This is a genomic window from Schaalia canis (assembly GCF_003858455.1).
Lineage (GTDB): Bacteria > Actinomycetota > Actinomycetes > Actinomycetales > Actinomycetaceae > Pauljensenia > Pauljensenia canis.
Map to the genome: position 1 here is coordinate 99,844 of NZ_RQZF01000004.1, position 11,883 is coordinate 111,726.

Sequence of the window (11,883 nt, forward strand, 5' to 3'; positions counted from 1 at the left end):
CAGCGTCACTTGAGGACGGGAACGTCCACAGCGAGGGACAGCCACTGTTCCTCGAGTGCGGCCAGGGTGCCGTCCTCGCGGAGTTCGTCGACCGCCTTGGTGACAGCGTCAGTCAGCGCTGAGCCCTTCGGCAGGACGAGGCCATAGTTGTCGCCATCCTTCGTGCCTTCAAACTGGCCGACAATCACGCCCTTATCGTCCAACTGGGTGGCGGAGATAAAGAAAGCAGTGGGCAGGTCAACAACGATCGCATCAACCTGACCGCTCTTGAGAGCCTGAACGACATCAGCGTTGCTGTTGTAGATCTGCGGATCCTTGTCGGTGGTGACATGCTCGGTGAGGAACTGCTGGCTGGTGGAGCCAGCCTGCGCACCAAAAAGAACATTCTTCAGGTCAGCCACGGAGGTTGCCTTTTCGGCATTCGAGCCCTTCACAGTGAGTACAGCCTGCGAGGTGGTGTAGTAGGGGCTGGAGAAGTCTACGGCGTTGCGACGCTCATCGGTGATGGAGAACTGCTGGAGGTTGAAGTCCCAGTCCTTCGCGCCAGGGGTGATAGCCGAATCAAAAGTGGTGCGAGTCCACACGACGTCGTCCTTGGCGAAGCCCAGCTTTTCAGCGACAGCGTAGGCAACGGCAGCTTCGAAGCCTTCGCCGGAGGCAGGGTCGTCGTTTTGAACCCAGGGGACGTAGGCGGGTTCACCGGTGGCAATGGTGAGCTTGCCTTCGGTGACGGTGGTCAGGCCGGTGGAGCTGCTGGTGGCAGCATCCTCGGCGGCGGAGGGGGCGGTGTCAGCAGAGCCGCCGCTGCAGGCGCCAAGCGCAAAGGTGGCGACTGCTCCAAAAGCAACGAGCGAGCGGAACGTGCGGGACACGGACATGAGGGGCCTCCATGAAGTGGGTCGGCGGAGATGTCAGCCCTGGCGGAGGTGCTCCCGATCTTTTATGGCTGGTGGGCCGAGGTGACCGGGGTGGTTCGGAATGACCGGGTTGGTCGGGCCGCGAGGGTACCTTAAACGCTAGTATCTGCGCGGTTTTCCTGTCAGCAGCGTCCGGAGGATGGAACTTTGGAAATTTGAGGACTGGAGGACGAGGGTGGTGGAAGCGCTGTTGGATTTTCGGGCAGATAAGTCTGCGGAGTTACAGAATGAGCGCTCAAAGCCTGTTCTTGTCGCATCATTCTGAGTCACGCTTACAGGGGTAGTGAACTGCGTAGCGGTCGTAGCAGGGGCAGTTCGTGCGCGGTGAATAAGATGGGCGAACGTTCGTGATTCGAGCCATCCAATTAGTGAGAAACCTCAATACGAGGAGCGCCAGAAAATCGATATAAGCAGGAATCAGACCCTCAAAATCACTACGACTTGCATGAGTCAGGTTTGAATCCTGTCCCCCACTGTAATAACAGAGAAGTATTGTGCGTCAGCCTGTGGATAACCCTCGTTGTTCAGAAATTGCAACTAAGCTCAGAAGTAGCGGCGCCTTCGTGGACTGCCGCGAGAGACCACAGTGAATCCACTACGAAGGAGCCTGAGCGATGAGCGGTATGCACGAGCCTCGGCCACAGAGCTTTCCACGCTCAGCGCAAGACCTGCGCAGCACCAACCTGTGCCCCTACTGCTTCACGCTCATCCCCACAGGCCACCGACGCTGCCAAGACTGCGGTTTGAACCTAGCCGAACCAGCTTTACGCGCGGTTCACGCCCACTCCCTCCAGATTGCCGACCTGCTCGATCAGCGCTCCTCGCTGTTGACGTCCGCAATGGCCTCCTCACGCGCCCCCGAACGCTCCGCCCCAGCGCACGAGGACGAGGCACCCGCCGCCCCCACAGTCGCAGCAACGTCGGCACTTGCCCCCTCTCTCCCGATACCGTCAGCATTTGGCGCCGCAGCAATACCTCCAGCCCAACCGGCATTATCAGCCAATACGGCAGCCTCACTTCCCGTGACGCCAGAGGCGGCTACACCTGCAGGCCACACCGCCTCCCCCCTGGGATCACCTCAGTCGGGCGCACTCCCTTTCCCCACGCCCCCACTCAACGCAGCACCTCCCCACACGCCCGCAGCGCCCCGGCCTCGTCAAACACTGACCGCCCCCATGCTGATCCTCGCCGTGGGCATTACTTTCCTAGCCATTGCAGCGGCCGTGTTCCTCACCGTCGCCTTCGTCACCTTCAGCCTGACCACCAAGGCCATCATTACCGCTGCCATCACCCTGTCCACCATGGGGATTGCCAGCGTGCTCCGATGGCGAAAACTCACGGCTACGGCTGAAGGTGTGGCCGTCCTTGGGGGCATCCTTCTCACCTTGGATGCCTGGGCCATTCAAGCACTCAACTTCTTCGGCCTCGCCTCCACCCCCAACAGCCTGTACTGGGGAAGCGCCCTGACCCTCATTAGCATCCTGTGCCTGGGCTGGGGATGGATCTCCCACCTGCAAGCACCACGCATTATGGCCGCCATTGCGTGCATTCCCGCCGCAAGCGGCCTGGTTCTTGGACTGTTCGGACACAGCGCCCAACTGCCAGCACTTATCCCCCTGGGGATTGCTGGAGTTGTCGCAGCAACCGCACTCATTCCGCCACTCACTCGGTATGCGACACTCGCCCGCAGCGCTGACACACCACAACCCCATGGCGCCAACACCCAAGGGGTGCTAGAAGCAGGCATCGTCATTGCGGCCAGCCACATCACCAGCCTCAGCGTCGTGAGCACGCCATGGTTGATGACGTCATGGTTCAAGGTACCCGAACCCTGGGCGTGGACAGTGGCCGGTCATGTCGCCATCGTCGCGGCACTGATCGCTCAAATGGCGGCATTTGGCCGCTCGCAGCAGTGGAACAGCCTCAATCCTTTGCGTTACTCGGCCGCGATCCTCGCAGCAGCGGCATGGATGTCAGCGGCCACCTACACTGCGCACCGCCTTGAACCCAGCCTCGCCTGGGCTCCGGCGGCCCTCGCAGCGCTGGCAGGACTGGGCCTGGTCATCGCCGATGCAGCTATCCGCCCGCGGGCACGCAGGGTGGGCCTCGTCGCAACTATCACCCTGGGGATTCTCTGGTTGCCACTGCTTGTGGGTACCACCACACCGCATGGCCTTGAGGTTCTGATTCGACGCGCCTTCTCCACCAACCCCGACATCTTCACCATCGAATCCCCCACGCTTCTTGCCTTTGGCGGGGCAACGCTGGTCGCCGTCCTCTGTGCGGCGGGCCTGTACCGCCTGTTGGGACGAGGCCAGGCCGGAGCAGCCCTGTGGATGAAACGGGCCAATCTCCTGATCGGAATTGGGATCTTTGCTGCGGTCGTAAGTGCGTGGGCTCTGTCGAGTCTTTTCGCAAGTATTCTGCTGTGCGTCTTCGTAGCCGTTGGAGCTGTGGCCGGGGGAATCTGGCGCAAACCAGCCGCAGGCATCAATGTGCCCATGCAGATGGACCTGCTCATGAGTCTCAGCGCCATCGGAGCCTTCTGCGTCAATGAATGGGGAAGCACTCAGGCGGCACTTATCAGCGGAATCGTCCTGATCGCAGGCCTCCTTCGCGCCCTCCTGATCAATGCTGGCGCCCACGCACCATGCGACACCACGCCTGCGGCTGATCCTGCCCTGCTACACCCCGGTTTGGCAGACCCTGCCCTGTCACAGTCTGCTTCGCCGCAAGCCGGCCTCGCGCAGCCTGCCTTGCCGCAAGCCAGCCTGCCACATCCTGCCTTGCCGCACCCTGGCCTACCTTCGGAGGGCCCGTCCTTACTCGCTCGCGTGGACGCTCTACGCGCCACCCTGGGCACGATCCTCGCCACTCTTGGAGCGTTCAGTACACACCTCCACCTTGTCATCGCACCTGCGGGAATGGCTGACACTACCCCCCTGTGGGGGCTCCTCATCGCTGGCGCTCTTGCCCTCACACCCCTGGTGTGGACGACACGCCTTCGAGCCCCCGACACTTGGATCCTTGCCGGTGGGGCAACAGCGCTGAGTGCCCTCAATACCGTGCTGCTCCTACTGCCCGCCGAGGGCGGCCTGTGGATGAGCACCAGCAGCATCGCGGCAAGTAGCATCGCGGCCGCCCTCATTGCCGGCGCAGGATTTACTCTTCTTCCCGCCGCCGCTCGCCACACTCAACCACGCACCCGCGCCCTCGCCGCCCCCCTGCCCCTCTTTATTACGGCAGCGCTGGCGGCCCTTGGACACGCCATGACCCAAGTGCACTCCACGCAAGGAAGCACCAGCAACCAGTGGCTATCCATCGCTGAAGCCCCCACCGTCATGGGCGTATCGGCTGCACTCTCAGCCTTGATCCTCCTGATCCTTGCCGCCATCTCGCAACGGAAAGCCGCACGCGCTACGGGTCACGACGCCGACCGCCCATCAAGCGTGGCTGCACCCACTTCTTCTAGTACGGGTGAAAGCCCGGTGGGGACACCCGCCCACCTGCTATCAGGCGCGATCACGATCCTCGCCATTGTCGGCCTCCACCTTCTGAGCCTGACGTTCATGCTGAGCACCGCTACCGCCAGCATCTACGACGGCGTGGGACTGTGCGCGGCGGTCGTCGCCCTCGTCATCCTGGGCGGGGTAGTAGGCCGCAAGGTGCAAGCTGGCTCGCCCATCGCCTGGATCGGAGCCGGGGTTGCTGGACTCTACGGGCCAGTGCTTCTTCAGGCAACTCTGAATAACCCGCTGCCGCTACTCGTCATGGCACCCCTGACGCTTACCCTTGCCGCCAGCGCCCTGGGCTTTGCCACCCGCCCTGCCTCCTACAGTCGGGTAGGCCAGTGGCTACTTGCCTCCCTCGCCACTGGCAGTATCGCCACCTTCATCGCAAGCGCCCTCGTCACAGCCTCCACCCATTCGCGCCCGTGGCTCACGATCCTTGCTCTTATCACGTCGGCGGCGATCAGCGTGAGCGCTCACCTGCTGCGTGTGCCCGAACGCCTCCACCCGGCCATGTGGGCCAGTAGCCTCACGGCAGGAATATGTGCCGCAGCATCCCTGGGACAACTCATGGGAAGCTACCGGCTGCCTGACGGCGTCGTCTTCCCTCTGACGATCGTCGCAGTGACGTTGATCGTTGGCCTCCCTGCACGACGAGCCGCCATCACCGTCAACGCCCTGTCAAAAACGCGCCTAACCCCTGTCGCTGATGTGTGTATTGCCGCAGCCTTCGCCTTCTTCATTCCGACATCGGCATCCGCCACGGACTTTATTGGCCTGCTGATTCTTAGTGTCGGCGCGGGCACGGCTTTGGGAACATTGATGCGGACCCTCCTCCACGCGAGCACCCCAGAGGGCACGAAGAAAGCCCATATCAGCGTGTGGGCAACGCCGATTGTCGCCACAATCGCAACGACCATTATCGGAAGCCTGACAGTTCTTAACGCCACTCGCATCCTGGGTGAGGCACATCAGGACAAACCCGATGCCTTCATGAGGCTACTGACGCAGATTCAGATGAACCACATGCTCATTGCCCTGGTGATCCTGTGTGCCAGTGGGGCAGTGTTCATCCTCAGCAGCCAAAAGGCCCGCCAACTACAGCCTGTTGATGAAGCAGATGCAGCGCCCACGAAGCGCTCTACGCACGGCGCATGGGCGGCTCTGTCACGCCTGAGCGTAGCAACACTACCCGCCGCACTGTGGGCAACACTGGCTCATATTCCTGTTCCCTTCGCGTGGGAGCGGTGGCCGCTGGCCGTCGCATCCTGCTGCGCGTTCCTCACCGCAGTAGGTGCCCTCGTACTACGCTCACGCCCCAATCGCATGCACGGGCTGTATGCAGCGCTGGCCGCCCTGCCACTGCCCGGAATCGCACTCTTTATCATCGGGACAACATCCTCAGACATAGGCGTCGCGTTACTGTTTATCGCTCTAGCCGGAACAGTGATCCTCTACGCCGAGCCGCCACGGTGGTCGACAACGCCTATCCGCCTCATGCGTGTTGCTGCCATTGTGATGGCCTATGCAAGCAGCCTGCTCATCTCCCCCAAACTTCCCGAGGCTTGGCAGCCAGTCCTGGTACTTATCCCGGCAGCACTGTCTGCGGCGAACATGTGGGCAGTGCGTTATTTCAACACGCTCACCGCAGGTGAAGGGGATGATGCTGACGTCAGCCGAGCGCGTGAACTCTACGGCCTGTCGGCTCAACGCCTCTACGCTTCACTCACGCCTCTTATGATCGGCGGTGGCCTTATTCTCGCCCCGCTATTCGGGGTTGGTTCTGTGCTCTACGTCGTCAGTTCACCGTTGTGGAGCAGTGGCTACGCGGCGGCACTGAGCGCACTCGGCCTGGTATTGAGCCTGTGGGTTGCAGTAAGCGCATGGAAGCGTGGTGCCGGCGTCACTGTCGGCTCAGTGCGACTATTCGCCGTGGTCAGCAGTCATGTAGCAGCGTTGATCGCCCTCATCACCTTCACACTCAGTCGAACGCTCCTCACCATGCCACAGCAGGCCAGGGCTCTATTTGGTCTACAGGCTGGCGCAGTCGACTACGCCATCGGCATCGTCGTCATAGTGGCGGCCCTGATCTCCCTCACGATCACTTCCTGGGCTATACAGGGCAAGGAGCACTGGCTCTCGCACCTGATGCCACTGCTCATCAGCAGTATCGTCAGCGGAGGAGTCGCACTCGTTGCCGCCATCATCAGCAATGAAGGGTTCTTCCGTAGCCTCGAAACCGGACAGCACATCGCCTATGGTGCGCTCAGCGTTCTCAACGCTCTCCCGGTGATTGCCATCCTCGTTGCCCTGCGGGGTCCTGCAACCTCGCACACGCTCACAGACGAGGCCACCCGCGCGGCAACAGTTCGTCATATTGTCATCCGCGCTTTCATTGCCGGAGGCCTTGCTGCGCTCGCGGCCGCCTACTCCTTCGTGGGAAACCTCGTGACAGGGATGCGGGGCGAGATTGAACTGTTCACCGTCCCCCTGGGCGTGGCGCTCCTCATCGTGGGCCTTGTCGCTGTGCGCGGTGAGACACGTTGGCGTTCCTGGGTCACGATCACTCCTGCGCTGTTTGCCCTCCTTGTCGTGCCCGTGTTGGCTGAGATTGTGACGCCAAGTGCCTGGCGTATCGGCCTTGTCACCGTCCTTGTGGTGGTTGTCATTGTCATTGGCGCTCACGGGAGGCTGCAGGCACCGCTGCTTGCGGGCAGTATCGCCGCCCTCATCCACGCTGTCATTGCCGTCCGTACCGCGCTGCCTGAGCTCGTGATCCCCTGGTGGGTGTGGCTGAGCGTTGCGGGCCTCATCCTCGTGGTCGTGGCTTCCACCTACGAGGCGCGCCTGCGTGACGCCCGCCGATTGGGCGAGGCTGTGCGGGCACTGCGCTAAGGCGTTGAGGGAACGTCAGCGTGGGGCGTGAGGTGCTGGCGGAGGCTGCAATCTACATGCTGCCGTAGTGGTTTGGGTCTTAATCACTGATTGCTTTGAGCCATGAGGAGAGGATTCCTCGGCTGCTAGCTAAGGATAATCCCCAGGGTACGGCCGCTACCCACCAGCGGCCATCCGCGCTCTGAAGCAGACAATCGTCAGCTTCGTAGGAAGTACTCGCACACACCTCATTGCCGTAGCCGGTGTAGTGAGGGAACTCGGCATCACCATAGGACTTACCTCCTTGATGAATGATGCGTTCCCACGGGTCGTCAATCTGCGTGAAGGAAAGCGAGCCGCCGTCTGTCTCATACATGAAGCGCACTATCGGGGACTCGCCAACACTGGAGTAGGACGAGAAAGGATAGCCGTGAACTGGCGGCGGCGGATTTTTGAGGAGGTCTTCAGTGGTTGCGGAGACCTTCGGCATTTCCTCGGCAATCATGGGAGGGAACATCGTGGAGTGGAGAGGGTTGTTGAGATCGGGGATCAGAGGATCGAGTCCGGCGGTCAGTGGAGGGCCATACTCCACATCACGGGTCAATAAATAGTCTTTGATACTGGCGACGAGCTGGCGGATCTCCATAGTCTTGTCTCGAAGTGCCTGCCCACCTACATTGCTGGAGAGAGTCGTTTCATTCTCGAGTTGGCTCCTCATCTTCGTAACGGTGTTGAGGAAGGCATTGTCCTCCTCAGTGATTCCAACAAGACCTCTTTGAAGATGAAGAAGGCGTGACAGTGCGAAATCAAATTGAAGGACTGCGTAGGAAAACTCCCAGTAGGCCATGGCGTCGTCCCGACTAGCTTTCATGGCCTCTACGTGGTCCGAAATCTTCTTATGGCTTTCACGTGCAGCAGTCAAGTCGTCATCCGTGAGCCAATGGTCGAGTGTCCGAATGTCCTCGGCGCACGCCTTATCGAGAGCGGTCTTGTGATCCGCGACTTGGCTTGGTACAGGTGTGGAGGCGTTGTAGTACCAGGCGCGTGACAAGATGGTCTGGATTTCGTCAGCACTAGGTGCTTCTTCGCACAGGGATGTCATCGACATGTTGAGATCCAGGTATTCAGCTGACCGTGGATTCCATGCCACCGGAACAAGAGCGCACCCGCTCAGGCTTACTGCGGCGCAAGTGGACAGTACAAGAAATGCAGACATTCGCCCGGAGTTTCTTGTGGTGAGGGAGTGATGCAGGTTCACGTTGGTCTCCTTAATAATGCGCAATTTATTGTCCTCCACGCATCCGACTCATGTCAGTAACTTTTTAGGTAAGTCTCATACAGTGGTCGTTGATGGACGGCTACCTGCTAGCTTGAGCCCTGAAACCAGCCGAGCCCCGCAAGTGAAGGAGGTAACCATCCCTCATCGGGCCGAGGTGAGCCGCAGGCAATAGGCTGAACGGATGCAGACACCAGCAGGATCCGCCCTCAATCTTGGCGGAGATACCTTTGAACGCCTTGCGAACGAGGCTCACACCCGCAGCGGAGCTGAACTGGCAACAGCACTCAGCACCGACACCGCAACCGGCCTTGCCAGCACCGAAGCCGCCGCACGCCTGAAGGCGCACGGCCCCAACGAACTACCCTCTAGCCCACCCACTCCAGCGTGGCTGCGCTTCCTCCACCAGTTCAAAGACCCCCTGGTTTTCCTGCTGATCGGTGCGATTGTCATCTCCGTCATCGCCTGGATCATTGAAGGCGCCCACGGCGTACCCGTTGACGGCATCGTCATCTTCCTGGTGATCTTCCTCAACGCCGTCCTTGGCTTCATCCAAGAAAACAAGGCCGCCGACGCAGTTGCCGCACTTTCAGCCATGACGGCAGCAACCTCCACGGTCCTGCGCGATGGCGTCCGCCAGGTCATCCCCTCCAGCGAACTCGTTGTCGGAGACATCCTCGTCCTCGCTGAAGGCGACCAGGTGGGCGCGGATGCTCGCCTGCTCAAAGCCGCTGCTCTGCGCGCCATCGAATCCTCCCTCACGGGTGAGGCTGACGCCGTCGCGAAGCACACCGGCGCCCTCGCCCCCGACACTGACCTGGCAGACCGCACGGGCATGGTCTACCGCGGCACCTCCATCGCACAAGGCAGCGCCGAAGCCATTGTTGTCGCCACCGGCGCGCACACGCAGATGGGTGCCATTGCCCTCATGCTCGACGAGGTCGAGGAAGAACCCACCCCGCTCCAGCGCGAAATCCACCAAATCTCCACGGTTCTGGGTGGCATCGTTGTCCTCATTGCCGTTGGCGTTGTGGCGACACTGCTGCTGCTGAGCCCCGAACGTAACGCCAACACCATCATTGACTCCCTCCTGCTGGGCGTTTCCTTGGCAGTGGCCGCCGTGCCCGAGGGCCTGCCCGCGATCTTGTCGGTGGTACTGGCCCTGGGCGTACAACGCATGGCTCTACACAAGGCCGTCGTCAAGAAACTCACCAGCGTGGAAACCCTGGGCTCGGCCTCGGTGATCGCCTCAGATAAGACCGGCACGCTCACCCGCTCAGAGATGACCATTCAAGAGGTCGCCACCGCCTCGGGCGTGACCTTAGTTTCTGGAACGGGCTACACCCCTGAAGGCACCCTCGCCCCCGACGCTGACCGCGACGGACAGCCCGACGCCGATCCCCTCAGCGCCGCACTCGCCGACGAGGTCCGCTACGTCCTCTCCGGCGGGGCCATGGCCTCCGACGCCCAACTTGACCAGGACGAGGGCGTGTGGAGCGTTATCGGTGACCCCACCGAGGGCGCCTTCCTCGTTGCTGAACGCAAACTGGCCGCCCAGCCCCTGCCCCATCAGGGTGCGCGCCGCGTGTGGGACTTCCCCTTCACCTCCGAACGCAAACTCATGAGCGTCATCTACGAAGCAGACGACCGCTCCATGGTGCTCGTGTCCAAGGGAGCGCCCGACGTGCTCATTGAACGCTGCGTGAGCGTGCGCCACGACGGTGTCGAAGAGGCGCTGACCGAGCAGCGGCGCAGTGCCTTCCTTGAGCACGTCACCGACATGTCGGGCCGCGCATTGCGCACCCTCGCCGTCGCCTACCGCCCCTTGGACGAGGCCGAGACCGGTCGCGTCCGTACCGCCATGCGCGCCCAAGACGGGTGGAATGGAAACGGAGGTGCGGAAGACACTGATCTTTCCCTTGAATCTGAGATTCCTGACCTGAGCGACTGTGAAAGCGGCCTGACCATGGCGGGCGTGGTTGGCATTATTGACCCGCCGCGCCCTGAAGCCGCTGCCGCCGTGGCGGAGGCTCGCCGGGCAGGTGTGCGCGTCCTCATGATTACCGGCGACCACCCGGCAACCGCAGGACGCATCGCCGCTGACTTGGGCATCCACGAGGCTGGCGGTCAAGTCGTGACGGGCCGAGAGCTCAGCGTCATGGATGATGAGACTCTGGCGGCGACGGTCGCCTCGTCCAATGTGTACGCGCGCGTCGCCCCCGAACATAAGATGCGCATCGTGGGTGCCCTGAAGGCTCAGGGGCAAACGGTGTCGATGACGGGTGATGGCGTGAATGACGCGCCGGCCCTGCGCGCCGCCGACATTGGCGTAGCCATGGGTATCACCGGCACGCAGGTGACGAAGGAAGCGGCAACGATGGTGCTGGTGGACGACAATTTCGCCACCATTGTTGCTGCCGTGCGTGAAGGGCGACGCATCTTTGACAACATCAAGAAAGTGTTGCGCTACCTACTGTCGTCCAATATGGGCGAGGTCCTCACCGTCTTTGGCGGAGTGGTCTTGGCCAGCGTCATTGGCTTGAGTGAACAGTCCACCACCGGTGTTGTCCTGCCACTGGTAGCCACGCAGATCCTGTGGATTAACCTCGTGACCGACTCTGGGCCAGCCCTGGCCATGGGTGTGGATCCCAGCGTTGAGGATGTCATGGCTCGGCCACCACGACGCTCCACTGATCGCGTGGTTGATGGCAGCATGTGGGCGGGCGTGGTCCTGGTCGGCGCTGTCATGGCGGTGGCAACACTCCTGACCCTTGATTTCTTCTTGCCTGGCGGCCTCATTGAGAACGCCTACTCCACCGATGACCTGGACACGGCGCGCACCGCAGCCTTCACCACCTTGGTGTTTGCCCAGCTCTTTAACACGTTCAATTCGCGCTCTGAGACCGTCTCTGCGTTCTCTCACCTGTTCGTGAACCGTTGGTTGTGGGCTTCCATTGCCCTGGGCGCCTTGTTGCAGGTGGTTGTCGTCCATGTGCCGCTCTTCCAGGCAGCCTTCTCGACCGCTCCGCTGGACTTGGTGCACTGGGGTGTTGCCATTGCTCTGGGATCTCTGGTGCTGTGGGTTGATGAGCTGCGCAAAGTGGTGCGGCGGGCACTGAGGCTGGGGAAGTAGCCCCCTGTCTGTCTGAGGCGAAGGCCGACCAAGCGCCGGATAATACTGGTCGCGGGTTGCGCTGCATGTCTCCCGCGTGTGAGTCCACGGGGTTTTGTCGCCTTCTGGAGGTGATTTTTGCGTTGGGCGCACATCTGGGAGCCAAGGCAGCTAGTTGACGTTAGCCGAGGATGA

4 protein-coding genes are annotated in these 11,883 nt (G+C 61.5%); 2 read left to right on the forward strand and 2 right to left on the reverse strand.

Going from position 1 to position 11,883, the window contains the following annotated elements; translation table 11 throughout:
- Positions 1-5 precede the first annotated feature (5 nt).
- Positions 6-878, reverse strand: coding sequence for an ABC transporter substrate-binding protein (locus tag EII11_RS05890; protein WP_124870030.1), 873 nt, complete (start codon positions 876-878; stop codon positions 6-8).
- 653 nt (positions 879-1,531) lie between these two features.
- On the opposite strand from EII11_RS05890, the gene EII11_RS05895 reads away from it, so the two are divergent.
- Positions 1,532-7,321 carry an SCO7613 C-terminal domain-containing membrane protein gene (locus tag EII11_RS05895; RefSeq protein WP_124870033.1) on the forward strand — a complete coding sequence of 1,930 codons (5,790 nt, stop codon included), beginning with the start codon at positions 1,532-1,534 and terminating at the stop codon, positions 7,319-7,321.
- A 79-nt stretch (positions 7,322-7,400) separates the two neighbouring features.
- Here the strand turns inward: EII11_RS05895 and EII11_RS05900 are convergent, their stop codons facing one another.
- Complete coding sequence (locus tag EII11_RS05900; protein ID WP_124870036.1) at positions 7,401-8,516, reverse strand: hypothetical protein; 1,116 nt, start codon at positions 8,514-8,516, stop codon at positions 7,401-7,403.
- 244 nt (positions 8,517-8,760) lie between these two features.
- Between EII11_RS05900 and EII11_RS05905 the strand changes: the two genes are divergently transcribed.
- Entirely contained in the window at positions 8,761-11,709 is a 2,949-nt protein-coding gene (locus EII11_RS05905) for a cation-translocating P-type ATPase (RefSeq protein ID WP_124870040.1), read from the forward strand.
- The last annotated feature ends 174 nt before the right edge of the window (positions 11,710-11,883 follow it).